The following is a 25871-nucleotide window of genomic DNA, read 5'->3' on the forward strand; positions in this document are numbered from 1 at the left end:
TTATTCCTTTAATTTTCACTTTCACCAATGAAAAAGGTAGAAAGATAATCACTCCATAGTTCATGACCTTCTTCAGTCGGCATTTGCGTCTCCGCATCAACATATACGAGCAACTCTTCATCATTAATTCCCGGCCACGCTTCCCAATGATCAATATAAAAATAACCTTGATTCTGTGTATACTGGCGCAATCGCTCAACTTGCAATGGATAATTAGTTGTATTATAAACTGGGTGTGGCGGCTGAATAGCAACAACTGTATCTTCATTTTCATTAAGAACCGTTTCCATAACTGTTTCAATATTTTCAATTGTTGTTTCCTCTTGAGTTCCTGTAACGTTATTATTCCAGCTAAACGATTCGATGATGACAATATCTGGTCTTGATTCAGCCATTGAAACATGTCCGTTCTCAAACATAACATCTACACTTGTATCGATACCAAAAGAATATGTATTTACTTGGAACAAATCATTACCATAAACCTCATTCAAATTATCTTCCAATAATTCTGGCCATGGTGTTAGCCCTACACCAACCCAATCTTCAATTGCCCGAGAACCGAATGCAGCAATTTCTACTTGTTCGTTATCATTTACTTTTTGCGTAATCACTTCGGCAATATCCTCAGGAATCCTGTCGGTTAAACCATCTACATCAATATCAATATTACGATCACTTTCATTTTCATTTTCTCCGTCATCAGATTCTACTGATTCTGCACTCGAATCATCCGTATCCACCACTTGAGTTAACGTTTGAGAATTAGCTTCTGCTGCAATATCGCCTAGTTTATTTTGGTAGTGAATCCTTCCGAATATAACCAATATGATCGAAACAAAAACAATGCTTACAATTAACCATTTAGGCATAAGTGAAACTCCTCTTATGTCAATTTTTCTTTTTTACTTTGGCTTGTTAAAACACATTGTTATTTAACAGACCCTTACTCTTAAATATGTATGCCTTTTTTTCTACCGACTGTTGTCACAAAAATTTACTTTTATGATACTACATCATTTTACATAATCATAGGTTTTTTTCCAAATGTTTCTTCAATTACTCCCACTATTCAGCGCATTTTTTTCTTTAGTTTTACGACCTAAACGATTTCTTATTAATAAAAAAGCGGCAATTCCGAGTGCACCGCCAATTGAATCTAAAACAACATCTTCAACCATTCCAGAACGGTTCGGATGTAACAGTTGCCGGTATTCATCGACAGCTGCATAAACGACGACAAATCCCCAAGCTAACAGTGCTGCATAATACATGTTTTTTCGGATGTACAGATGAAGGAGTCGTAGTGCAAAAATTCCGAGGACAGCAAACACAAAAAGGTGTGCTCCTTTACGTAAAAAAAACTCGACAAAAGCTTCGGGTGTTCGAGTTTCTAAGCTGACAACTGATTCACCGTATCGAAAAGATACCCAAGAAAACCAGTTGTACATCCAATCTAAGTTTACCCCTTTTAAAATCGGCTGAACGTTTTGATCTTCATATGACTGCGAGGACGAGAAATGAATCATCCCTAGCCATACGATGAAAGGTAAATAATAATATAAAGCTATTTTCACTTTTGACATTCATACACCTCAATCAAATCACAAATCAGTATATCTCTTTCTAAGGATGCTAATACTGTTTTTTGAACCCGTAGATGAGGAAGGAGTTCTTTCATGAAAAAATATATATTTCTTGCGTTGGCAATTGGTATTTTTACCGTAGTTTTCATTAACATTTCTCAGCACTTAATTGAAAATCAAGTAAAAACAAATGATCACGAAGAACAACGCTTCCAAGCCCAGCAGTCTAAAGAAGCAATCATTTCATCATATAATCAAGAATTCGCTCAACTAAAAAAAGAAGCTGAACATGAACAGAATCAACTATTTGAAGTGGCTTATCAAGATTATCAAAATAAAACAAAGAGCGGTGAGGCGATTTCGTACGCATACTTTTATCGTACATATTATGTAAAAGCTAAATCAATCGAAGAAGAAATGGATGCACGATTTGATGAAAAATATCATGCCTTTGTTGAACACTTGACCGCTAATGGGTATGATACAGAGGCTGCTGATTCAGCAAAGGAGTCATATGAAAAAGCAAAGAATGATCTCTACAATCAACTGTCTAAAAAATTATATTAACAGCTCCCGGCTACAATGGCTTCGCTTGTAGAATGTATCTTTCAGGAGCATTTCCGACAAAAGAGAACGGATAGCATGTAGAGACCGTTAGTAGCTCTTCATCAATGGAGTAGTCAATAACCGATGTATCATCAGCGTCGACAATAAATGATTCTTCGATTTCATACTGAAAAGTACCATAACTCATTGTCACTTCAAAAATATCGCCAACTTCTAATTCACCTAAGCTACGAAAAACCGTGTCTCGGTGCCCCGAAAGGAGGATCTGTCTGTTTTGTGAAGGATATCCCGTACCTTCAAAATGGCCGACACCACGTGCCAACTCATCTTCATGTGTCCCTTCAATGATTGGCAATTCAGCGTCCAGGGCTGGAATCGTTAATATACCGATGACTTCCCCCTGCTCCGGAGTAAACTCTAAACCATCCTCTTCCCATACGACCTCTTCTACTTCTTCAACAACAAGTTCCTTCGCAGATTGGAGCGCTTGTTCTTGCTGGACGTTTGTCATGTACATTTCGTAACCAGCGTATCCGACTAATATAAACCCAGCCAATACTAATAACGATGCAATCATTTTTTGCATAGAGGAACTCCCCTTCATTCATTGTTCTAAACAACATTATACATAAAAAACAGCTTTTCGCCGACGATCTGAGGTTCTTTTTGGCGGACAACAGATCCCTTATTTGACTAAAAATCAGCTTTTTCGCCGCCTTCGAGGACACCTGTTCCGTTATCTCCTCCAAAACACGAGTCATCAGCGACTTTTTCTTTCAATAAAAGATCGTGTGGCCGCAAAGACCCAATAATCAGCATTTTTGTCACAAATAGCGGATCCTATGGCCGCTCAATATCGCAGGCGATCTAAGGTTCTCTTTGGCGGACAACATATCCCTTATTTGACTAAAAATCAGCTTTCTCGCTGCCTTCGAGGACACCTGTTCCGTTATCTCCTCCAAAACACGAGTCAGCAGCGACTTTTTCTTTCAATAGAGGATCGTGTGGCCGCAAAGACCCAAAAATCAGCGTTTTTGTCACAAATAGCGGATCCTATGGCCGCTCAATATCGCAGGCGATCTAAGGTTCTCTTTCGTGGACAACAGATCCCTTATAAAAAAATCGCAAGGCGCCCGCCTATCGGTGAAGCGACCTCGAGCCGAAAACGGCTGTCTCTTCCTCTTCTAGTATCACTTTGAAGCTAGATCCGTCAACCGGGCAATACGCCACGTCCTGTGGCATGCCTGGCATTAGGACGTCCTGTCCGTCGAGACAACTCGTAAGATAAGATCTTCGGCTAAAACCCCCGCGTCCTGCGGGAACGTCGAAGTCACCCCATCCGTGTGGAAGCTCGTGTAGTAAACGCTCGTGCCTGAAGTCTAGAAAGCAATCAAGAATTAAATTTTATGCTTTCTTATCTTTCAATTCGCCACTTTTAAATCCACTTTCAGCTGTAACTGCTTTAACAAATTGTAATAAGCTCCGAACATTTGCTTGATTTACCGGGCTGAAATAATCAGAATAAAGCGATATTTCAATCGTGTCATAATTCGCTATACCGTCCTCAGATTCCTGCAAAAACATTCCCGTATACCTTGATCCTTTTTTCCTTATCGGGATATGAAGCAACTGAACGAGTTCACCTAGTGAATATTTTTGTGGTATCAAATGTAAGATGACTCTGAGTCTCGTCTCTGTCAGCTCAACTTTGCCAAATTTAATATCTTGGCCATTAAATATTGTAAAAGCCTCTCCTTTTTTCTTGCTTGTATTTGTATAAGAGTACAAATCATTTTCGACAACTTCTTTGATTTTCTGAGCTAACTCTTCCTTTTTCAATCGTATCTCCTCCCGTTTTTTTACATCTCCCTTCATAGATTATAATCCGTAAGAACTAGATAATCAAAATAAAAGTTACTATTTTTTGATAAAATTTGGAATAATAAAAACCCTGAATCATTTCAGGGCTCATGTAAACTCTCAAAATTGTTAATTCATGCCATGCTTTTCCTTCAAATTTCTTATTCCGGCTTTGCATACACCGTATGATAACCAGCTGCAACCTTTACAAAGTGTATCTAAATCGTCAGGCTCGACCATTTTTGCTGTCCATTTTACTAATTTACTCTTCCTATAATGTTTACCTTCCTCTAACTGAAGGTGATCAATGACTTTTCGATCCATTGATTTCACATGCTTATCGGCTCCATCACTAGCAGCACAAAAGCTGTCTCCATTATGAGGGCATGCGCTGCACGCATCATCCAAATCTACGATCGCTCTAATTGGAAAGTCTAATTCTTCATTACGAATATCCTCAACGATCTCGTTCATTCTTTTCACAAAACGAGGACTATATCCCATTCCTTGAAACCCGTGAACACATAATAAATGATGACCACGTAATGACTTCTCCATCGTTAACCACCCCTACCATTATGTTAACGATATTTTATCATAATTCGTTTACACAGAGGCTTGGTTCATTTAAAAAATGATTAAATGTCCCCATTCGTCAGAATACCTAGTTCATCATCGCCTCGGTATGGTTGATGATTTTTTCATCCGACTTGTCGATATAGCCTTCTCCATAAGCTTCTTCTAATAAGATCACACGCCGGTTCCTTTGATTCTCATGGTGAACAAATGTCGGCAAGATATCCGGTGAGTCGAGTTCGATTTTCGTGTCACCGTTCTCGACCACCTTTTTTACATTGACTCTCCCAATCCCGCCAATATCAGTATATTCAAAGTCCTGTCCTGACAAGAAATTACCTAAAGAGTAAAAGACAATTCCTTTTCTCCCTTGTTCACCTTCAATCCATTCAATCGGCTGAAGAACATGAGGGTGATGTCCAAATATAACATCAGCACCGGCTTCTACTAATTCCCGGGCAAGAGTTGTTTGTTGTTGATTCGGAGTTCGCGCATACTCGTCCCCCCAATGAGCATGAACAACGACGACATCGGTTTCATTCTTCAACTCTTGTACATCTTTAATCATCTTGTCTTTCTCTAATAACGCAACAGAATATTCATGGCCAGGCGGAATCGGGATTCCGTTCGTACCGTATGTATAAGATAAAACACCAAAGTCAATTCCATTCACATCAAATATTCTTTGTTCATTTCTGTCATCTTCACTTTCGTATACACCAACATATGGCATATCGATGTCATTCAGGTGCTCTATCGCACTATAAATCCCTTCCAGTCCAGCATCGAGTGAATGATTGTTTGCCATACTCAATAAATTAAAACCTACTGCTTGCAGGTCATCCGCGATCTCTGTCGGACTATTAAATAAAGGATAAGTTGACAGGCCAATCTGTGATCCTCCAGGGATTGACTCTTGATTCGCCATCGCAAAATCAAGCTCAGATATATAGGACTCAACCGGCTCAAGCATCGGGAGAAAATCGTAGCCTTCGTCTGTTTCAGCATCAACATAAACTCTCGAATGCAGCAAGACGTCTCCGACAGCACCTATTTCCGCCTCATATATCATTTTCCGGTTCGGCGTACCGTTTCTTTCTTCACTTGAAAACTCCCGATTGTCTAAATAATCATTTACATTCGTTTCAGAAGCTAATACATAATAAATTCCTTTAAAGGACGACCAATTCAATGAGATGAAAACAAGAAGTGTAATAAAAAACATTCCAACAATGAATTTGAATACACGCTTCGATTTCAAAGTATCCCCCTCCTTTATTCCTAGTTTATCTTACCATTGTCGAAAACTGACTACAATTGTAAATGGAAAATCCATGTAAATACTTTTAACGTTTCCAAGATCACATGAAAGTATGACATTGACAGTAAATGGTTGCATTATCGGACGAGGAGGAGTATAAACTTTTCTACGTAAAAAAAACTGCTGGTTAGCCTATCCCAGCAGGTTTTACTTCTCTTTATTAAAGCTTCAGTTTTTTGCGGAAACTGAGTGAATTATTTAGCCCCAAAAGCTTCTATATGATGTAATATTGGTGTACTTTTTTCACCTTTTTATCAAGTAAGGAATCCTATGTTCGTAAAGAGTGCTTTTTATGACAATAACGAATTCTATGCCTTATAGAGTATCGGTGCCATCATCAACTTGAATATGAAGAACATATCCCGCACGTGTGACCAGCAACCCTCTTTATAGTCGAGTTAATGACCTCTTTGAAGTTCAAGAGCAAATAAATCAGCTAAAATTAACGTAATCGCTCCGATCGCTGTGCCGTGTTCACCAAGCTTTGAGGCAACGATTTGCGTATCCTTTGCTCCATCAGTTAATCCTCTTTGCTTCACTAAATTACGGACAGGGTCTAACAATAAGTTTCCAGCTTTCGATACGCCTCCTCCTATTACAATTAATGAAGGATTCATAAAATGGATTAAGTTTGCAACCCCGATACCGAGGTAGCGTCCATTCTTTTCAAAAGCTTCCAGGGCGAGAGAATCCTTTTTTAAAGCTGCTTCATAAATGATTTCACCATTTATTTTTTCTAATTCTCCTTCTGCTTCATCTAATATCGTTGTTTTTCTCCCTAAGGCAATCTCTTTTAAGACGTACTCAGTTAATGCCGTACCGCCTGCCAACGTTTGAAGGCAACCATAATTTCCGCACGAGCACTTCGGTCCATCAATATCAATGACGATATGTCCGATCTCGCCAGCGATATGATCATCTCCGTGATAAATTTGATTGTTTAAAATAATTCCCGCTCCGATGCCCCTGCCAACATTAATGCTGACAAGGTTTTCAGTATCAAAGCCTTGCCCAAACCATTTTTCACCTAATGCTAACGTTTTTGCATCATTTTCTACCTTTACCGGCAAATGAAACTCTTCTTGCAGTTCAGCTTTGAGAGGAATATTTTTTAAGTTTAATGTCGGTGCATACAAAGAAACCCCTTTTTCCGAATCGACGATTCCGTGCATCCCGATCCCAATGCCAATCATTTTTGAAACCGGTATATTCGATTGCTTCATCATCTCGCTAATATTCTCCTTCAGAATACGAACAAGCTCTGTTTCAGTTAGGCGAGAAGGCAATTTGACATACGCTTTTTCGACAATATCAGCTTTCAGGTCTGTCAAAACGAATCTTATTTTATGGACACCAATATCAATCCCAATTACGTAGTGACTCGTCCAATTAATCGTTAAGAGAATCGGACGTCTACCGCCTTTTGATACACCTGTCTCACTTTCTTTAATCAGATTCGTTTCAAGAAGTTCATTGACAATATTCGTAATGCTTGGCGGGGTAAGTTTCGTTTGTTTTGCTATATCCGCTCTAGAAATCGGCCCTTTAGACCGGATCGTATTTAAAATAAGTGAGCGGTTAAGCGACTTCATAAGCTGAAAGCTACCAGCTGTCTCCGATCTAATCAACTCATTTCCCTACCTTTCATCTTTCACCTTATACACCATGATTGAAGCTCTCCTCTTACAGCGAATGAGCGAAATCCCTAAATGCTTTTCTTCCGGCAGCATCTCTTTTATAAACGCCAGCATGTTTTAAAATTTCTAAAAAAATCAACCCGACTTCTTCTTGAAGAATAGATAGCGTGTTGTCATCATTTAAGGTCGTATATTTCTTTCCTACTTTTAATGCCCATTCAGAATGCTTTGCAATTTTTTCATTTTCTAGTATGACCTTTTCCGGACTTGCACTGCACAATGCGTCAGCGAGTTCTTGTAGCTCCTCTTGTAAACGTCCTGGCAGAACAGCAAGCCCCATCACTTCGATTAACCCGATATTTTCTTTTTTTATATGATGGACGTCTTTATGTGGATGAAAAATCCCGTCAGGATGTTCTTCATTTGTCCGGTTATTTCTAAGAACAAGGTCTAATTCAAACTTTCCATCACGTTTTCTCGCGATCGGGGTAATCGTGTTATGCGGAGTATCGTTAGAAAACGCATGAATCCCCACTGAATCATCAGAATATCCAGTCCAGCGTTGAAAAATATAATAAGCTGCCTCTGTCATTTCTGTCACACTTTCTCCCTGAAGGCGAATAACGGACATCGGCCATTTCACAATTCCTGCTTTTACACTAGGATAACGATCAATCGTAAATGTCGTCTCATAATCTGCCTTTGCCATCGGAAATTCATGCTTTCCACCTTGGAAATGGTCGTGACTTAAAATTGATCCCCCTACAATCGGTAAATCCGCATTAGAGCCAAGAAAATAGTGAGGAAATTTTTTAACAAACTTCAATAGTCTTTCAAACGTATTTTTCGTTATTTTCATCGGTTCATGCTTTTCTTTAAAAACGATCGCATGTTCATTGTAATAAACGTACGGTGAAAATTGCAGATGCCAATTCTCATCTCCTAATTGGAGAGGAATTGTTCGTAAATTTTGCCTTGCAGGATGATTGACTCTTCCTGCAAAGCCGACATTTTCCTTACAAAGTAAACATTTAGGATAGTTCGCCTGTTTCACTTGTTTAGCAGCTGCGATTTCTTTTGGGTCCTTTTCAGGCTTAGATAAATTGATCGTTATTTCTAAGTCGCCGTACTCTGTTTCGGTAAACCAGCTTTCATTTTTCGCAATTCGATCAGTTCGAATATAATGGACAGCTTTACTGAAGTCATAAAAGCTCTTTGTTGCTGCTTCTATCCCTTCCCGCTCCATTTGCTGCTGAAATTGATTGTACACTTCTGACGGTCGACCTGTAAGACACCCCATTAAAGCCGTGTCTAACAAATCTCTCTCAGTAACAGTACTACTGTTTGACAAGCGTCCATTTTGTTCCGCCCAATTTAACAGATCGTTTAAAATTGGAACCGGGCTTTCATATACCTCTTCGTCAACGATTGATTCTTCATAATCATCCAAGTTCAGCACATGTAATAGTTGATTTCTTACGTAATCTTTGTCCATCTCTTTAAATAATTGTTTATTTAAACCATATTGTAAAAGCCGTTCAATTGATTGGTAAACGTTCATGAGATCACTTCCTTATCCATTAAAGTCACGTCCCATTGTTAGACACACTTCACACAGTGCCGATTCATTAATCAAAATCACTTGATCCAGCTGTCTTCATAGCCGTTTGGCTTTCGTTGATGCCATTTCCATGCACTTTCAATGATTTCAGCTAATGATGTAAATTTTGGTTCCCACCCAAGCTCCTGCTTTGCCTTTTCAGATGAAGCAATTAATTGTGCAGGATCGCCGCCACGTCGCGGTGCAACCTCAGCTGTAATTTCTTGATAAGTTACTTTTCTTGCCGTTTCAATCACTTCTTTCACACTAAAGCCGTTGCCGTTACCAAGATTATACACATCACTTTTTCCACCATCCCGTAGATGATCTAATGCTAATAAGTGAGCAGAAATTAAATCAATTACATGAATATAGTCGCGAATACACGTACCATCAGGCGTATCGTAATCATCACCGAAAATCATGATTTTCTCCCTTTGACCTTGTGCTGCTTGCAGGACAATCGGAATTAAATGTGTTTCCGGTTGATGATCCTCGCCTATATGGCCGTTCATATGGGCACCTGCAACATTAAAATAGCGGAGTGATACTGAACGAATTCCGTATGCTTGCTCACTCCATTTAAGCATCTTTTCAATAGCCAGTTTCGTCTCCCCGTAAGGGTTCGTCGGAACAGTCGGGTCTGTCTCCATGATCGGGATATTTGTCGGCTCTCCATATGTTGCTGCTGTAGAAGAAAAAACGATTTGCTTCACATCGTGATTTTTCATCGCTTCTAACAGACACATTGCCCCGTACACATTATTTTCGTAATATTGAAGAGGCTCCGTTACACTTACACCTACAAGTGAATCAGCAGCAAAATGAATCACTGCATCAATCTCGTTTTCTTTAAAAACACGAGCTAATAAATCCTTATTTCGTAAATCACCAATATACAAATCAGCACCTTGTGCGACTGCATCGAGGTGACCTGTTTGCAAATTATCGATCACAACAACTTTTTCACCTTTTTCAATTAAATCAGCGACAGCATGGCTGCCAATATAACCCGCTCCTCCACAAACTAAAACGGCCATGTTCTTTTCTCCCCTTCCAAAATTTAATAAATCCGATATGCCCTCTAATTCATTTCGTGTGCACCTTTACCACTGTGGGCGATATAAAAATCCGCCTCTAACCCTGTTTGATCTTTATATTTCTTGCCAATCCGTGATAAAACTTCTTCTAATTGATCTTGATGAATGAGGTTTACTGTACATCCGCCAAACCCTGCCCCTGTCATCCTTGCTCCAATCACAGACTCTTCCTCCCATGCAGCCGAAACGAGTGCATCGAGCTCTTTACCTGTCACTTCATAATCATCGCGCAATGAGCGATGAGATTCATTCATCATCTTGCCGAAATTGAGTAAATCACCATTCCGTAAAAATGCTGCTGCTTTTACCGTCCGTTCATTTTCAAATACCGCATGTTTCGCACGTTTTCTTACAACATCATTTGTAACCAACGACTCATCGTTTTCAAACGTTTTACCGTCTAGTTCACAAAGCTTTTGGATATGATGGTTTTTCTGCAGCTGAGCGAGTGCCTGTTCACACTCATTCCGCCGTTCATTATATTTGGAATCCGTTAATCCACGCCGTTTATTTGTATTTGCAATAACGAAAACATAATCTCCCAGCATTAACGGGCTGTATTCATATTTAAGCGTATCGCAATCGAGTAAAACGGCATGATCCTTCTTTCCAAGCCCAACTGAAAATTGATCCATAATGCCACAATTGACACCGATAAATTCATTTTCTGCCTGTTGACACATTTTAACGAGCTCCACTTCGTCGACCTGAAAACCGTTAATCTTATTCCAAAGGACAGCAGTCACTACTTCAATAGAAGCTGATGAAGATAGTCCAGCACCGTTTGGTAAGTTGCCATCATACACAGCATCAAAACCTCGCTGTCCAACATACCCATGCTCTTGAAAAACAGATAAGACTCCTTTCGGATAATTCGCCCAATCATGTTCCTTCTCATACTGTAATTCATCGAGGCTAAAGCTAATCATTCCCTTCTCAGGAAAGTTCACCGAAAACAACTTAATTTTATTATCCGTTCTCGGTTTAACGGCGACATATGTTCCGAAACTTAATGTCGCAGGAAGCACATATCCTCCGTTGTAATCAATATGTTCACCAATTAAATTAACTCTTCCTGGAGCAAAGAAGAAACGTACAGCTTCTTCGTCGCGGTGCTCCTCGTAACGAAAAACTTCTTTAAAATGGGATAATAATGTCTCTTTCATCTAACGTCATCCTTTGCGTTAAAAATATGAAACTACTTTATTCAATATTTTAATTAAGTGGTTAAAAAAGATAAAAGTTTACCTGTTATTAATCATTGTAACTCCTTTTTGCTCATTTAGTAAAGGTTACTTTGTTAATTATTTTAATATTGTTTTTTGATCAGTCTGAGATTGTGACGAAACTAATTTAAAAGAGTAGCCCTCACCGTAGGAGAGCCACTTTTTCATTTTTTTCTATTTATGTTATTTGTTCAATAACACACTTTCTTGCACTCTAGAGCACAAGTGCGACATCTAATCGTGCTGCTCTTCGTTTTCATTCGTAATGTCTCTTTGCCACGGGCATGGCTTCAGCTAATCGGGGAAAATCGCAGCGAAGGACTCATTCCAACGAGGTTTGATAAAATATATCACTACATATTATGATATTCCCCTAAATTGAAATATAAGAAAAACCTAAATCATGATGCGATTTAGGCTTTATTTGTTCAATTCATTTTTTCCAATACTATCGACTTCATACTATTCCAGGGCACGTTTTAACGAGCTTTTAATCTTCTCCATACATTGTTCGATCGCACGTATTGTGTAAATAGTAAGATCATGATAGTTTGCTAATGATGTGTCATTTTTTACCGCACTTGTAAACACTTCAACTTGCTGTTTATATTGATCTCCGACTATCGATTCAGTTCGAGATTGACCATCGACCAAATTAACAAAAATCTTCCCTTGACCGCCATCCTCTTTGTCAGGACGGTAAGCGGCTGGTACTGTTATTTTTCCTTTATCTCCAATAATTTCATAAGCATTTTTAGGCGGTTGTTGAATGCTGCAATCAACTTGAGCAAGGATACCACTTTCTAGTTTTAGAGTGACAGCCGAAGTCAAATCGACTCCGCTATTTTCATCTACACTTGCAACACTGTGGATTTCCTGTGGATAACTGCCAAGCACGTTAAATATAGAGTGCAAGCCATAACACCCAACATCAAACAAACTGCCTCCACCTTTCGAAGCGTCAAGCCGGATATTTGTAGAATGAGGATCGAGGTAAAAAGAAAAGCTCGTCTTCATTAACGTAATGTTCCCGATTTCACCTGAAGCAATGATTTCTTTCACCCGGTCATGTTGCGGATGAAATTGATACATAAACGCTTCTAAAAACATGACTCGATTGTCTTCGCAAGCTGTTATCATTTCTTGTGTATCTCGTTCAGTTAATGAAGCTGGTTTTTCACAGAGAACATGCTTCCCATGCTTTGCTGCTTCAATCGTCCATTTTTTATGTAAATGATTCGGGACAGAAATGTAAACAGCGTCGATCTCTTCATCAGTTAACAATTGTTCATAAGAATCATAGACTTTTCGAATGTCACAGCTTAACGATTCGACGAAAGCCCTTCCTTTCCCACTGCTGCTTGCAACAGCTACAACCTCTGTATCCTCTGCACGCTGCATCGCTGGAATTAATGCTTTCGCCGCTATGTTCGACGCACCTAATATTCCCCATCTCATACTCCTCACAACCTTTCATTCGACAAGTGCCTGGCACTTGTCGAATCATCTTTTCATCTATTTTATCCTTTTACGGACCCTGCTAACAAGCCTCGCACAAAATACTTCCCGACTAAAATATAAATTAATAGTGTCGGTAACGCAGCTAGCAAAGCACCAGCCATTTGAACATTCCAATGAACAATTTGGCTCCCTGAAAGGTTTTGTAAGGCGACCATAACTGGCTGCGATCCTGAGCTCGTAATACTGACGGCAAATAAAAATTCGTTCCATATGTTCGTAAACTGCCAAATACAAACGACAACAAATCCAGAAATCGAAAGCGGAAACATAACATAACGATAGATTCCAAGAAACCCTGCCCCATCAATTTTACAAGCTTCTAAAAGCTCATTTGGAATGTTCGCATAAAAATTCCTGAAAATCAGTGTCGTAATCGGAATCCCATATACGACATGGACAAGAATGAGTCCAGGGATTGAATTATACAATCCAATGTTTTGCAAAAATTGAATTAATGGAATTAAGATACTTTGGTAAGGGATAAACATTCCAAACAAAATCGCCGTAAAAATCCAATCAGATCCTTTAAACTTCCATTTCGATAAAACGTAACCGTTCAAGGAACCTAGCAATGCTGACAGCAGTGTTGCAGGAATGACTAAATACAGTGTATTAACAAAGTTAGGATACAACCGCTCAAATGCATATTGGTAAGCCTCAAATGAAATCGTTGACGGCAGCTCCCACATTCTATCCAATGACACTTCATCTAACGGTTTAATACTCGTAATGATCATGACATAAATAGGCATCAAGAAAAATAAAGCCATGACCCCAAGCAACAAATATAACAACAATCGGTTAAATCGGAAACCTTGTTTCATCATGCTTCCCCCTTCCTGTTCACAAGCAAGTACGGCACAATGACAATTGCAACTAATAGCAGCATAATGATTGCAATCGCTGCACCATTGGCAAAGAAGTTGCCTCGGAAGGTCGTTTCAAACATATAAACACCGGGAACATCTGTCACAAAGTTAGCTCCGGAACCAGTCATAGCATAAATTAAATCAAAAATCTTTAATGAAATATGCCCCATAATAATGACAATACTCACTGTGATCGGCATAAGCATCGGAAAAATCACTTTCCGATAAATTTGGAACTCTGTCGCCCCATCTACTCTTGCCGCTTCTTTAATCTCTTCAGAAATCCCTCTTAATCCTGCTAAATACATCGCTAAAGAAAAGCCTGTCATTTGCCAGACCGCAGCAATGACGACAGCAATCAGTGCCAACGGAATACCAAACTCAATATTCCCTAACGGAAAGCTGAGAGCAATTCGGGTATCAATATACCATTGTGGAAGATTTTCGAAACCGAGCCTTTCTAAAAGGAGGTTAACACCTGTACTCGGGTTTAATAACCACTGCCAGACAACACCTGTCACAACGAATGATAAGGCCATTGGAAAAAGAAAAATATTCCTGAACAGTGATTCCCCTTTAATTTTAGAATCAATAAAGATCGCTAAGAAAAAACCTAACCCTAAAACACCGATAATGAAAAATAACGTAAAAAAGAGTGTATTACGCATCCCTGACTGAAATCTGTAATCATTAAATAAAAAAAGATAGTTTTTTAAACCAGCAAATGAAAAATCCGGAGTTAACGTGTTCCAATTTGTTAGAGAAACAAAACCGGTCCAACTAATAAAGCCATATACAAAAATACCGATTGCAATAATCGTCGGCATGATAAATAAAATAGGTAGCAGTTTATCAGATGATAACACCTTTCTTTTCATCGTTGACCCTCCCTTGCATCCAATACATCTGCTTTTTCGCACGAACAGAAGTAAATATTCATTCTTATAAGAAAAGCGCAAGGCGCCCACCTATCGGCGACAAGCGCTGGAGTCCCGACAGGAAGAAGTCCGAACTTATACTTCAAGTGTCGGGGCGAAGCGACCTCGAGCCGAAAACGGCTGTCTCTTCCTCTTCTAGTATCACTTTGAAGCTAGATACGTCGAGACAACTCGTAGCCTACTCGTGTTGTAAACGCTCGTGCCTGAAGTCTAGACATCAATCGAGAGATTGATATTTTAGATATTTTATAAATTTTTATCTTTTAAGAGAGAAGGTGGTAGGCATCCTACCACCTTTTCCGTTATTACATTTCTGTGTATATACGAAACGACAAATTACTCAATATTTTCATCTGCGGCTTGTTGCAACGTTTGAATGAGTTGTTCCGCATTTCTAGAAGATACAAAAACATTTACAGCTTGATCTGCTTGTGACACAAAGCCAGCAGGTGCGGCAGAGTTATGAGCAAGACTTGGTGTAAGTGCACTTTCACCGAACTCTTCAATCGTCTGCTGTCCGTAAGCATTATATTCGTCTGCATCCGCATCAACACGGGCTGGAATCGAACCTTTTAACGGGTTAAATGTGTCTTGTCCTTCAACAGAACCTAGAACGCGTAAAAAGTCCTTTACAACTTCAGGATTATCGACACCACTAGGTAATCCGAAGTTATCAGTAACAACCATAAACGAACCTTCAGAACCAGGAGTTGCTGTCCAGCCAAAGTCTTCATGAGGCTCTAACTCTAAGTCTGTTGCAAAATAGCCAGCTGCCCAGTCCCCCATAATGTTCATAGCAGCATCACCGTTTGCAACTAATTGAGACGCATCTTGCCAGTTACGCGCAGCGTGATCATCATTCACATAGTCTAAAAATCTGTCAAAGTGCTCGACAACTTCTTCAAACTCAGGAGAGTCGAACGCTAAATCTTTCGTCCATAAATCGTTATATCCATCAGGACCTAATACACCAAGCATGATCGTCTCTAATAAATGGAGTGCTGTCCAGCTTTCCCGGTCTCCAAGAGCGAGCGGTGTTACCCCTGCCTCTTGCAATTGGTCAGCTACATTATAGAATTCATCAAATGTTGAAGGAGCGGTTAACCCATGCTCTTCAAAAATTTCAGCATTATAGAATAAAACATTACTTCGGTGAATATTTACGGGTACGGAATAGATTTCACCATCGTTTGTCACCATGTCAAGTAAGTCTTGTGGGAATTTATCAAGCCACTCTTCTTCTTCATATAAATCGGTAATTGGCTCCATTCTTCCTGCAGCTACCCAGCCAGTGTTTAATGCTGCACCACCGTGGATCTGGAACGTTCCCGGAGGATCGTCACCTTGCATCCGACTTGCTAACACTGCTTGAGCATTCGTTCCAGCTCCACCTGCGACTGCAGCATTGACAACTTCGATATCTGGATGCTTCTCCTCAAATAAATCAATTAATGCGAGAAGCCCCGCTTCTTCACCTGCTCCTGTCCACCAGCTGAAGATTTCGAGTTCGCCATCAGCATCACCACTTGCTTCCTCTTCTCCATCATCTGTTTCTTCTTGACCACTTTCATTGTCATCTGTCTCATCTTCGTCCTGATCGCCTGTAGTATTTTCACTACTACATGCAGCGAACAGCAACAAAACTAACGTTAATATCATAAATAAAAAGAACGGTTTTAATTTCACATTACTTCCCCCTTCGAAATGATTGTAATCGCTTACATCTATGATCCTATCAAAACGAAGAAGATGACGAGCGACGTAAATCCTTACATTTTTTACGAAAACCTAGATAAAATTATGATTTGTGAGAAAATTCTCAAACTTATGTGTTAGAACAGGACTTTTTTGTGCTTATGATGGATTATTTTTATCCTTTACTTTTTCTTTTCGAAACTGGGTTGGTGATAACGACTCATACTTTTTAAATACACGGCTAAAATAATTCGGATCCCGGTAACCAACTTCATAACAAATTTCTTTCAAACTTAAACTCGATGTTATGATTAGTTCTTTTGCTTTTTCAACTCTTATTTCTGTCAAATAATCAATAAAATTGATACCTGTTTGTTCTTTAAATAATTTACTAAAATAGGCCGGACTTAAATTGATTTTCTCCGCGACATCTTCTAGCGATAAATCATCCGCATAATGCTGATAAATAAATGACTTCGCACGTTTTAAAATTCCATCATTGTTATCCATGCTCGAATAATCTAATTTTTTCAAAACCATTTTAAAATCGGAAAAAAATCGTTCCTTTACTTGTTCAACTGTTGTCGCATCGTCTAACGTAAAATTAGCTGAATGATAGATTTCAGTACCTCTCGTAATAAATGCAAATAACTCAGTTAAGTAGCGTTTAAGTCGATCGACCCTACTATGGTATGCCATGACGACATCAGTAAAAATATCTTCAAGTATTTTTTCTGCGTGAATCGTGTCACCAATCTGCAATGCTTGTAACAGCCATTTCTCTTTCTCGTAAGGGAGTAACTGATGTTCCGGATTAAGGTGCAAATCGTCATAAAACCGTACAGCCCCTTTATACTCCTTGTCTCGTGAGGCAACGAGTGCTTCATTGTATGATTTTTTTAACTCTTCAAGTGAATGAGAGACACTTCCTGCACCAGCAAAAAACTGAACATCCTTCCATTCACGGACATTTGCTAGCGTTGAAAGCACGTTTTTGACAAGTAACGCAGCATAATTCCGCAAGCTAACTGTCTTTTCCGGTTCTGCTAAAACAAAGGTTGGAATATAGTCATTGATCATCGATCCTACAAGACAGTGACCTTGTTTTTTCATCGAGTTTTTAATGGAACGATAAAGCGTTTGCTTCTCCTCTTCCTGAAAACTTTTCTCTTTTTTTACGGATAAAACGAGAGCCATCCCTGAGTCGAAGTCAATATCCATCAATTGATTCAAATCTTCTAGCGACAAATCTTGTGTCTGATTATGAATTAATGTTGAGACCCATTCCGTTTCTGCAAGGCTGCTCACATGACCTACACGATTTTTTATTTTCAGCTTCTCGATCCGGTCAATCTTTTCTTTCTGTTTTTGGTTAAACACTTCATGGATCGTTTCTTTCAACTCATTGCGATTGTAAGGCTTCAATAAATAATGATTTACGTTTAATTTCATCGCCTTTTGCGCATATTGAAATGAATCAAACGCAGACAAGATAACAAAACTAGCAGCTGGATGGTTTAGTTTTATTTCTTCGATTGTTTCGAGGCCATTTAAGCCAGGCATTTTAATATCCATCGTAATAATATCCGGGTGATAGCGATCCGCTAACTCGATCGCTTCTCTGCCGTTTCTCGCTTCGCCTACCACTTCTATTTCATGAAACATTCTCATTAGCATCGTTCTTAATGATTGACGCTCTAGATCTTCATCATCAACGATTAGCAATTTGTACATACGCTTTTCCTCCATTATTGTTCTGGGCAATTTTTTGGTAATGTTAACGTAACCTTCGTCCCTTCTCCTAATCTGGATTGGATGGTCATGACATCTTTTTTTCCATAAAACAACACTGCACGTTGATACACATTCGACAAACCAATCCCCGTTGTATGTCCATCAGCTTTTGTTTCACCTTCACCAGTTGTTATATCACTTAATTGCTTTAATGTTTCATTGTTCATGCCGACGCCGTTATCTTTTACTTCCACGATGACATTCGAACTCGTGTCTGTGACCGTAATTGTAATCTCACCGCCGTTTTCTAACGGGCCAATTCCATGAATATAAGCATTCTCTACTAAAGGTTGTAAGGTTAACAATGGAATTGGCAGATCAAGATGAATGGAGTCGTTCGTAATATCAAAAATAACGCGATCCCCAAATCTGCTTTGTTGAATCATAATATAATCTTTTACATGGTTCATTTCATCTTCTAATGTGACTGGCTTATCAATGCTCTGTAAGTTATATCGTAAAAGACTCGATATCGATACAATCAAGTCGCTCGATTTTTCCGCTCCTTCGATGTAAGCCATCTTTGATACGGTATTAAGCGTATTAAATAAGAAATGAGGATTCATCTGATTTTGCAGCGACCTTAATTCCATCTCCTTTAATAGCCGTTCTGTTTCAATATTTTTGATCGTCTGTTCCTTCAACTTCGTTTCTAGTGCTGAGCGATGCTTCATTTCAATAATGAGTTGATGAATGTTCTCTTTCATTTGATTAAATGTGCGGGCTAAAACACCGACTTCATCATTTGTTACAGGTGCGTCATGAATTTCGAAGTTCCCTGCTGATAGTTCCTCAGCCTGTCCTACTAAAACTCTGATCGGATCGGTAATCCTCTTATAAAATAAGAAAGCAAATACGAGACTTCCAATTAAAATAAAAATAGCTGACATTAAGGCAATCGACAAGTTGTATTGGCTTTGTAAGAGCATTTCATGATTAAATTCATGATAGTCTTCGAGTTCATTATGTATAAACTTTAACGTTGTCTCGTTAATCCACAATGATAGCTTTTCGACTTCTTCACGGTGTCGGAAGTGCTCATGTCCAGCATTTTCCTCGTACGTATCAATGGCCAGCTCCATTGTATACACTAAATATGCCATCATATGATAATAGTTTTTACTCATCGACACATCATTCTCAGGAGCTATCACATCAGCAAACTCTTCCTGATAAAGGTACATTTCCTTTTTGTCATCCTCGAACTGCTGCAAGTTCTCAGCTGATGGGACTAATAAGTAATTCGTAAAGCTCGCATTTAACTCATTATTTAATTGAGAGATTTCATTCATAATTAAAAACTTCTGTAAGATCTCATCATATTGATTGAGTGACTTTTGACTGCTTTGATAAATAAAAACCGTTATCCCACTCATAAAAATAATAAGAATAAAGAAAAATAACGTTAGTTTTTTGCGAATTTTCACGTTGCCAACACCCTCTTCCGACAAGTGTCGACAAGTGCCAGGCACTTGTCGAATTTTTTGTTGCTTATTTGTTTCGACTTATACCATTCGAAGTCCTTTAACCTTGTTTTAGCAGCATTGTTTGGAAACTTGTAAGCTTGTCTTTCCTTTTACCTATTAAGCTAATCTTACGCTTCTCCTATATTTGAAGTCATATCATTCTAGTATTTCTATAAATTGCCTTATTATAAAAACTATGTTAGTATTCAAAAGTTACTATATTACTAGCTGAGGTGGAGACATGAAAAATTACGTGTTGCTATTATCATTGTTTACTATTCTTATTCTTACAGGTTGTGCGAAACAGGACATGGTCCTTACATTGCATGATGACGACTCTGCAGACTTTACGATGTCTGTCACAATTGAGACGGGGGATCTGCCATTTGGTGAATCAGACCTTCGAGGAGATTTAGCTGAAGCGCGTGATGAAGCGGAAGCAGAAGGCTTTGAAGCAACAATCATTGATGAAGACGACTTGATTGGTCTTGAAGTGAATTATTCGATGGATGACATTTCTGACCTATCCGATGAACTCTTTGATGGAGAAGTCCCTGCGTTTATCATCGAAAAAGTTGATGAGAATGTTCGTGAATTGACGTTCTTTCTTGAAGGTGATGGCGATGAAATGACGGCTTCAATGCTTGATTCACAGCTAACAATCGAATTCCCTTCTGTGCCTGTCGAACATAATGCTCATGACGAAGATGGAAACTCACTAACTTGGTACATCGATTTATCTGAAGATACTGAAGGCTATGCTGAGTACGACATTTCACAGTCTTCTGGGTCTTTGAACTGGCTTTACATCATAGTCGGGGCTGTCATTGTCGTTGTGATTGCTGGCGCTGTAATTGCAAAACGTGGCAAAAAAACGGAATAAGGTGAATGATAAAACCCACAGGCTTTATTCTGGCCATGTGGGTTTTATCTTTTGCTTTCGGGGAGATTGATCGCGCCGCTCTATTTAGAATGATTCTAGTTAGCGGATAAAATTGGATTTTTCGCAAATAAACTGAATGTTTTACAGGATAAACCTGGATTTTTCACGAATAAATTAAAATTTTTACAGGATAAACCGAATGTTTCGCGGATAAGCGGATATTCCCACGATAAAAACCCTATATAATCTAAAGAAAAGACTCTCTACCCAAATATAATTAAGTTAATAGCGGCAACCGCTACGACTACTCCGGCAAGTTTTTTCATATTCTCTTGTGAAATATACGTAAAGCAAAGAATTCCGAGCCTTGAGCCAATTAATACACTAACAATACCTATGAGAAAATAAACGAGGTATTCTGTTGTGAAATCACCACTGATCCCGTGCAGGACAATCGTCGTTAAGTTCGTAAACAAGAAGGTAACTTGTAAATTCGCACTATATGCATACTTATTTTGACTGAAAATAAGCATGAAATAAAAGACAAAAAATGGTCCACCTACTGCAAATATTCCACCGATAAGCCCACCAGAAACCCCGAGCAATATCGGAAGCCAAGTTTGGTTTGTTGTAGCTGATTTCTCAGGGGAGTTGCTCCGGAATAAGTAGATCACTACGCCGATAAGAAACACACCGAGAATATTTTTCAAAACATCCATCTCACCATAAAAATGTAAAATGAAAAACGCTCCAATCCGACCGATGAATGCAGCGCTTAATAACACAATAAGTTGTTTCCACTGAATATGACGGTATAATTGGAGCACGATGCTAATGCACGTAACTAACGCTAAAGACACAACGAGTAGCGTACTCTCTTTAATTGTAAAGAAAAATGGTAGAAAGCTCATGGCAATTAAACCGAAGCCAAAACCACTAACCCCTTGTACGAAACTGCCTATTAGTAAAACGAAAAAAATGATCGCTAGTTCTAAAATCATCTGATCTAAGACCTTTCTATCAAAACCGAAGTTCATTTTTTACAAAAATTAAATGCCCCGTCTATTTGCGAAGCGTCCTCAAGACAACGACGAGCAACTCACATGTACAAATAGAAGTATACAAAAGCATCTGAAAAATTAGCTAAAACTGCAATTCATACACTTTTCTTGGACGACCTGCATGACCTGGTTGTTCCATTCCACGAACTTTCGCAAACCCTAGCCGTTCCATTTCTGTTAGTATGCGTCTTGCATTCCGGTCAGTCCCTTTCAACCATTTTGCGACTTCCTTAACTGTAACGACATTTGTTTTGTAGTGGTATGAAAGAGACTGGATTTTTGAAATGACTGCCGGACTTATGCGAGCATCCTTCAATTTCCCATCCCAGTTCGCTCCCAAATTTCTCGGTTGAAAGCATATCGCTGAATTGACGTCTTGCTGGGTGTACTGATGTACTTCTTTTTCCTCATTAACACTTACTAATATCGCTTCGTTATCCTGGCGGGCATATTGCAAAGCGAGGCGTAAATTCTGTTCAGCTCCGAACGCTGTTATACCGTATCCAATTCCAACTCGTACTTTCAGCTCGCTCTTCGCATGAATTTCAGACAGTTTGTGAAAAATCGATTTATCTTCAAAGTGTGTGTCAACCTCACCACGAGTCGTATAAATGAAAAATAAACCGTCACCAATTTGCACGAATGAACCTTGGAGCTCTTCTGCCTGATCTAAAATAAGGTGCTTTAACCTTAAACCTTGTCGTTTAATTTCATAAGAGTAATACTGACCTTCTTCACTCGATTGGGAGTGGTTCACTTCGATTCCGAGAACAGCAATTTGCGATTGACGATACCAAGTCGATTCGCCTCTTTCTTTCAAGTAACGAAGGACGAGCTTAATCGCAAGCTGTGATGGAATAATCCGGTAACACGGAATTTGTTTTTCCTTTAACTTATGGTATACGGCCTTCAAACAAGTAAGAGCAACTTCCGTTTTTCCCTCTTCATAAAGTTTTTCGTGATAAGCGACTATTTCATCTGCTGCTAAATATTCTTCATAAGAAAATGTATGGAAGGTGAAGTCAGCAAGGGAATGTGCTTTATTAATAAACGCAACTTCAGATTCCTTAATCGTATCTAAACTAATATGTTGATAATGACGTCCTTCCTTCATAGCCATTTCAAGTAAAGTACCGAGTAAACTTGAGCCATATAAAGGGGGATAACTGCTGTTCGCTTCGCCAATCAACCCTTTAGACTTTGCAAAATAATACGGCGCCTGTCCAGAGAAAAACCATTGGTCCACCCTGTGACGATTTTCACGGATGATCAGCTCTGTTTCTTCCGTTTTTTCATAGGCAAAAGGAGTAATATTAAGGCTTGCATATTCTGCAAAACTGTTTGCAACTTCTAAAATGCGTTCAACTGAATCAGCTGGGCCGACAACGCCAATTCTTACTTTCACCGTTCCTTCACCTTCTCTTTTATTAAGTAAATATGAATGTTCACCTTATCTCTAAAGTGACTTTAACTGAACTTCTGCCAATTGTTCGCGAGTTAGCAGGTTTAAGCGTACCTCCCCCTATTTAATCGCGAATTTCCTGTATGTTCGTAACTTCCTCACTTCGATGATGCTTTGCCTCTAAAAGCACTCTGTTACGATCATACTGCCTCATTTTTTATATAAGCCACTAATAGTTTAACACCCATGTGCAAATCTTCAAGTGTTGCCTGTTCCTCAGGGTGATGACTCAAACCATCCTTACATGGAATAAAGATTAATCCGGACGGCCATTTTTCCGCCATATTCATGACGTCATGACCAGCTCCACTGATCATCTTATGACCACGGTAGCCTTCAGACTCACCAATATGGAACAACGTATCCATTAGGTCGTTATCCAATGCTACAGAAGGATTGTTGACAAGCGTTTCGATCTGAATGGAAACGGCAAATTCACTTTCAATTCCCTTACATTTTTCAACAATAAGCCGTGCCATTTCTTCTTTAAGGCTGTCATCTACACTTCGAATGTCGATGCCTATCTCAACGAGACCGGGAATGACATTCATTGCATTAGGCTCAGCATGGATTGTACTAGCTGTTGCAACAATCGCATGATCAGAAATACTAGTCAACTCTTCCCCCTTTTCGGAAATATATGAAATGAGCGGTGCAGTGGCAACTAGTGCATCTTGACGCATCCCCATCGGGGTCGTACCAGTGTGGCCAGTTTTTCCACGAATCGAAACATTCAACCGGATTGGACAAGCGACTGCTGAAACGACGCCAAATTGAGCTTTCGCATGCTCGATCACAGTCCCTTGCTCGATATGAAGCTCAACAAAACTTTTTATCTCTTCTCTTGGGCGTTCTGCATATTGAAGCAAATGCCATGTCAATCCACACTGTTCAACAGCCTCTTTAATTGTCATACCATCTTCATCTTCCACTTCTGCGAGCTGATTTTGCTGAAGGTTTCCAGCCATAGCTTTACTGCCGACAGTAGAGATCCCAAAGCGAGAAGACTCTTCAGATGCAAAACAGATGATTTCAATCGGAAAATGCGGTATGAACTCCTCATCTTTGAGCAATTTAATCGCACCTAGAGCACATAGTACGCCAGCCACACCATCATATCCTCCGCCCTGTTTGACTGTGTCCACATGTGAACCGAATGTGACAGCAGGAAGTGCTTCCCCTTCAGCTTTAGCTTCCCATCGGGCAATCATGTTGCCAGCTTCGTCCCTCCTCACGGTTAACCCTAGATCATCAGCAATTTCCTTAAACACTTCCATTGACTGAAGTTCTTCCTCACTATATCCAAGACGGGTGAACCCTTCTGACTGTTCCATCGTATCGACGAGGTTCAATGCTTTAAGTTGTTTATCTAACCACTGTTCCATGTTCTTGCCCCCTTTATTTTTGCGAAAAATGTAGTAATGTTCTTGCAAATGTTTCAACACCGACAATAAGCACGTCTTCATCATAGTCAAACTTCGGATGATGATGCCCATATGGAAGAGGCGTTCCGAAGAGCATATACGTCGCTTGACCACCATTCTCCTGAACTCGTCTCATCATATACGTCGCGTCCTCTGAACCACCGAGGCTCGCTTCAGGAATAACACGTTTCATGAACGAACTCTTGCTGCTTAGTTCATTTAGGACATCAATCCAAGATCGGTCACATTCTGCGCTAATTCCCTCGCCTACTCTCTCAATTTCAACTTCGACATCATACATCGCTGCGACCGAATTCAAAGTGCGGACAGCTTCTTTCACCATATACTCATTTAATTCCGTCGTTTCACCACGTGTCTCAAGCTCTAGCCTGCCATAATCTGCGATGATGTTTCGACCGCTCCCCGCATCAATTTTCCCTACATTAATACGAGTAGCTCCGCTAGAATGACGAGGAATGCTATGCAAGTGTACTGCTGCTGCAGAGGCAGCTAATAATGCATTTTTCCCTTCTTGCGGTTCGACACCTGCATGAGCCGACTTCCCATGAAAACGGACATTGATTTTTGTCGTTGCTAAAAATCCGGATGTTGTCGCAGCAACATCACCAACTTCAAGTTGGTGAATTCCAATATGTCCAGTTAGGAAATAATCGACATCATCTACCCATCCTTTCTCTACCATCGAAACTGCTCCCCGGCTTCCTTCCTCTGCAGGTTGGAACAAAAGTGTCACTTTGCCTGTCAGTTCTTCCTTTATTTCCGATATCCATTTCGCAAGCCCGATTCCGATCGTCGTATGCCCGTCGTGAGCACAAGCATGCATTTCGTTACGATGAATAGACTTGAATTTTTCATTGGCTGGAACATGGTCTATCTCATCCGCTTCCTTAATTGGCAAAGCATCGATATCGAATCGAAAGGCGACGTGTGGTCCAGCTTTTTCTGTGTCTAACTGTGCAACTAAGCCAGTATGACCCCCAGACATTTTTTCGATCATACTATCTGGAACCCCTAATTGTTTAGCGCGCTCTTCTGCTGCAGAAATAACGTCATCTTCAGGCACTCCCATTCGTTTTTCCGAAACGAGGGCATCCTTTCCGATCAAAAGCGTAAAGCCGAGGTCAGCGAGCTCCTCGGCAATCGTATAGGTCGTATAATATTCCGTCCAGCCAACTTCTGGGCGTTGATGGAGCTTTCTTCTTAATGTCGATAACTGTGGCTTTACTTTTAATAAAAATGTACTGAGATCTCGTTCACTCATGAC

The 25871-nt window shown here is 39.6% G+C and carries 23 protein-coding genes; 2 read left to right on the plus strand and 21 right to left on the minus strand.

Translation table 11 applies throughout. The annotated features are described in order from the left end of the window. Window positions 1-8: 8 nt before the first annotated feature. Together CD001_RS25270 and CD001_RS25275 are read right to left on the minus strand one after the other, a co-directional pair. Window positions 9-872, minus strand: coding sequence for an SGNH/GDSL hydrolase family protein (locus CD001_RS25270; protein WP_096190329.1), 864 nt, complete (start codon window positions 870-872; stop codon window positions 9-11). 183 nt (window positions 873-1055) lie between these two features. Then, a complete protein-coding gene (locus CD001_RS25275) occupies window positions 1056-1586 on the minus strand; it encodes a VanZ family protein (protein WP_096190330.1) in 531 nt (176 codons plus the stop codon). 93 nt (window positions 1587-1679) lie between these two features. On the opposite strand from CD001_RS25275, the gene CD001_RS25280 reads away from it, so the two are divergent. Then, complete coding sequence (locus CD001_RS25280) at window positions 1680-2153, plus strand: hypothetical protein (RefSeq protein ID WP_096190331.1); 474 nt, start codon at window positions 1680-1682, stop codon at window positions 2151-2153. Window positions 2154-2163: 10 nt separating this feature from the next. Here CD001_RS25280 and CD001_RS25285 read toward each other — a convergent pair whose 3' ends face one another. From CD001_RS25285 to CD001_RS25350, 15 genes are all read right to left on the minus strand, one after another. Beyond that, complete coding sequence (locus CD001_RS25285) at window positions 2164-2739, minus strand: class D sortase (RefSeq protein ID WP_096190332.1); 576 nt, start codon at window positions 2737-2739, stop codon at window positions 2164-2166. Between the two features lie 107 nt (window positions 2740-2846). After that, complete coding sequence (locus tag CD001_RS27105; protein WP_257009938.1) at window positions 2847-2981, minus strand: hypothetical protein; 135 nt, start codon at window positions 2979-2981, stop codon at window positions 2847-2849. 576 nt (window positions 2982-3557) lie between these two features. Next, the gene (locus CD001_RS25290) at window positions 3558-3992 is read right to left on the minus strand and encodes a hypothetical protein (RefSeq protein WP_096190333.1); all 435 of its coding nucleotides are present in this window, start codon (window positions 3990-3992) and stop codon (window positions 3558-3560) included. Between the two features lie 150 nt (window positions 3993-4142). Next, the gene (locus CD001_RS25295; protein WP_096190334.1) at window positions 4143-4571 is read right to left on the minus strand and encodes a DUF1284 domain-containing protein; all 429 of its coding nucleotides are present in this window, start codon (window positions 4569-4571) and stop codon (window positions 4143-4145) included. A 106-nt stretch (window positions 4572-4677) separates the two neighbouring features. Then, complete coding sequence (locus CD001_RS25300) at window positions 4678-5850, minus strand: CapA family protein (protein WP_096190335.1); 1173 nt, start codon at window positions 5848-5850, stop codon at window positions 4678-4680. A gap of 458 nt (window positions 5851-6308) precedes the next feature. Continuing rightward, the gene (locus CD001_RS25305) at window positions 6309-7538 is read right to left on the minus strand and encodes an ROK family transcriptional regulator (RefSeq protein WP_257009939.1); all 1230 of its coding nucleotides are present in this window, start codon (window positions 7536-7538) and stop codon (window positions 6309-6311) included. Window positions 7539-7593: 55 nt separating this feature from the next. Further along, window positions 7594-9108, minus strand: a complete 1515-nt coding sequence (gene galT / locus CD001_RS25310) for a UDP-glucose--hexose-1-phosphate uridylyltransferase (protein ID WP_096190336.1) — start codon at window positions 9106-9108, stop codon at window positions 7594-7596. 77 nt (window positions 9109-9185) lie between these two features. Beyond that, on the minus strand, window positions 9186-10187 hold the full coding sequence (galE, locus tag CD001_RS25315) for a UDP-glucose 4-epimerase GalE (protein WP_096190337.1): 1002 nt from the start codon (window positions 10185-10187) through the stop codon (window positions 9186-9188). Window positions 10188-10231: 44 nt separating this feature from the next. Beyond that, a complete protein-coding gene (locus CD001_RS25320; RefSeq protein ID WP_096190338.1) occupies window positions 10232-11413 on the minus strand; it encodes a galactokinase in 1182 nt (393 codons plus the stop codon). A 522-nt stretch (window positions 11414-11935) separates the two neighbouring features. Further along, window positions 11936-12931 carry a Gfo/Idh/MocA family protein gene (locus tag CD001_RS25325; protein WP_096190339.1) on the minus strand — a complete coding sequence of 332 codons (996 nt, stop codon included), beginning with the start codon at window positions 12929-12931 and terminating at the stop codon, window positions 11936-11938. A gap of 62 nt (window positions 12932-12993) precedes the next feature. Beyond that, the gene (locus CD001_RS25330; RefSeq protein ID WP_096190340.1) at window positions 12994-13821 is read right to left on the minus strand and encodes a carbohydrate ABC transporter permease; all 828 of its coding nucleotides are present in this window, start codon (window positions 13819-13821) and stop codon (window positions 12994-12996) included. Next, window positions 13818-14690, minus strand: coding sequence for a carbohydrate ABC transporter permease (locus CD001_RS25335; protein ID WP_407081156.1), 873 nt, complete (start codon window positions 14688-14690; stop codon window positions 13818-13820). The genes CD001_RS25330 and CD001_RS25335 overlap by 4 nt, the downstream gene beginning before the upstream one ends. 447 nt (window positions 14691-15137) lie before the next feature. Further along, window positions 15138-16487: an ABC transporter substrate-binding protein gene (locus tag CD001_RS25340; RefSeq protein ID WP_407081126.1), complete on the minus strand. Its 1350-nt coding sequence runs from the start codon at window positions 16485-16487 to the stop codon at window positions 15138-15140. Between the two features lie 168 nt (window positions 16488-16655). Next, on the minus strand, window positions 16656-18230 hold the full coding sequence (locus tag CD001_RS25345; protein WP_179298899.1) for a response regulator: 1575 nt from the start codon (window positions 18228-18230) through the stop codon (window positions 16656-16658). A 14-nt stretch (window positions 18231-18244) separates the two neighbouring features. Then, window positions 18245-19717 carry a sensor histidine kinase gene (locus CD001_RS25350; protein ID WP_096190343.1) on the minus strand — a complete coding sequence of 491 codons (1473 nt, stop codon included), beginning with the start codon at window positions 19715-19717 and terminating at the stop codon, window positions 18245-18247. Window positions 19718-19997: 280 nt separating this feature from the next. Here CD001_RS25350 and CD001_RS25355 point away from each other — a divergent pair, with 280 nt between their 5' ends. Continuing rightward, window positions 19998-20639 carry an LppM family (lipo)protein gene (locus CD001_RS25355; protein ID WP_096190344.1) on the plus strand — a complete coding sequence of 214 codons (642 nt, stop codon included), beginning with the start codon at window positions 19998-20000 and terminating at the stop codon, window positions 20637-20639. 263 nt (window positions 20640-20902) lie between these two features. Here the strand turns inward: CD001_RS25355 and CD001_RS25360 are convergent, their stop codons facing one another. The 4 genes from CD001_RS25360 to CD001_RS25375 all read right to left on the minus strand — a co-directional run bounded on the left by CD001_RS25360 (window position 20903) and on the right by CD001_RS25375 (window position 25868). Continuing rightward, window positions 20903-21640 (minus strand): sulfite exporter TauE/SafE family protein, encoded by a 738-nt coding sequence (locus tag CD001_RS25360; RefSeq protein ID WP_096190764.1) that lies wholly within the window; start codon window positions 21638-21640, stop codon window positions 20903-20905. Window positions 21641-21782: 142 nt separating this feature from the next. Then, window positions 21783-23105: a helix-turn-helix domain-containing protein gene (locus CD001_RS25365; protein WP_096190345.1), complete on the minus strand. Its 1323-nt coding sequence runs from the start codon at window positions 23103-23105 to the stop codon at window positions 21783-21785. A 197-nt stretch (window positions 23106-23302) separates the two neighbouring features. Next, window positions 23303-24547: a M20 family metallo-hydrolase gene (locus CD001_RS25370; RefSeq protein ID WP_096190346.1), complete on the minus strand. Its 1245-nt coding sequence runs from the start codon at window positions 24545-24547 to the stop codon at window positions 23303-23305. 13 nt (window positions 24548-24560) lie between these two features. Next, complete coding sequence (locus tag CD001_RS25375) at window positions 24561-25868, minus strand: amidohydrolase (RefSeq protein WP_096190347.1); 1308 nt, start codon at window positions 25866-25868, stop codon at window positions 24561-24563. Between the last annotated feature and the right edge of the window lie 3 nt (window positions 25869-25871).

Origin of the sequence: Evansella halocellulosilytica (genome assembly GCF_002335745.1) — a bacterium.
GTDB lineage: Bacteria > Bacillota > Bacilli > Bacillales > Salisediminibacteriaceae > Bacillus_CA > Bacillus_CA halocellulosilytica.

What these genes read in the sequence shown, in the direction of transcription:
- CD001_RS25270 (WP_096190329.1), bottom strand. Translation starts at nt 872, where the DNA reads ATGCCTAAATGGTTAATTGTAAGCATTGTTTTTGTTTCGATCATATTG.
- CD001_RS25275 (WP_096190330.1), bottom strand. Translation starts at nt 1,586, where the DNA reads ATGTCAAAAGTGAAAATAGCTTTATATTATTATTTACCTTTCATCGTA.
- CD001_RS25280 (WP_096190331.1), top strand. Translation starts at nt 1,680, where the DNA reads ATGAAAAAATATATATTTCTTGCGTTGGCAATTGGTATTTTTACCGTA.
- CD001_RS25285 (WP_096190332.1), bottom strand. Translation starts at nt 2,739, where the DNA reads ATGCAAAAAATGATTGCATCGTTATTAGTATTGGCTGGGTTTATATTA.
- CD001_RS25295 (WP_096190334.1), bottom strand. Translation starts at nt 4,571, where the DNA reads ATGGAGAAGTCATTACGTGGTCATCATTTATTATGTGTTCACGGGTTT.
- galT (WP_096190336.1), bottom strand. Translation starts at nt 9,108, where the DNA reads ATGAACGTTTACCAATCAATTGAACGGCTTTTACAATATGGTTTAAAT.
- galE (WP_096190337.1), bottom strand. Translation starts at nt 10,187, where the DNA reads ATGGCCGTTTTAGTTTGTGGAGGAGCGGGTTATATTGGCAGCCATGCT.
- CD001_RS25320 (WP_096190338.1), bottom strand. Translation starts at nt 11,413, where the DNA reads ATGAAAGAGACATTATTATCCCATTTTAAAGAAGTTTTTCGTTACGAG.
- CD001_RS25325 (WP_096190339.1), bottom strand. Translation starts at nt 12,931, where the DNA reads ATGAGATGGGGAATATTAGGTGCGTCGAACATAGCGGCGAAAGCATTA.
- CD001_RS25330 (WP_096190340.1), bottom strand. Translation starts at nt 13,821, where the DNA reads ATGATGAAACAAGGTTTCCGATTTAACCGATTGTTGTTATATTTGTTG.
- CD001_RS25335 (WP_407081156.1), bottom strand. Translation starts at nt 14,690, where the DNA reads ATGCCGACGATTATTGCAATCGGTATTTTTGTATATGGCTTTATTAGT.
- CD001_RS25345 (WP_179298899.1), bottom strand. Translation starts at nt 18,230, where the DNA reads ATGTACAAATTGCTAATCGTTGATGATGAAGATCTAGAGCGTCAATCA.
- CD001_RS25355 (WP_096190344.1), top strand. Translation starts at nt 19,998, where the DNA reads ATGAAAAATTACGTGTTGCTATTATCATTGTTTACTATTCTTATTCTT.
- CD001_RS25360 (WP_096190764.1), bottom strand. Translation starts at nt 21,640, where the DNA reads ATGATTTTAGAACTAGCGATCATTTTTTTCGTTTTACTAATAGGCAGT.
- CD001_RS25370 (WP_096190346.1), bottom strand. Translation starts at nt 24,547, where the DNA reads ATGGAACAGTGGTTAGATAAACAACTTAAAGCATTGAACCTCGTCGAT.
- CD001_RS25375 (WP_096190347.1), bottom strand. Translation starts at nt 25,868, where the DNA reads ATGAGTGAACGAGATCTCAGTACATTTTTATTAAAAGTAAAGCCACAG.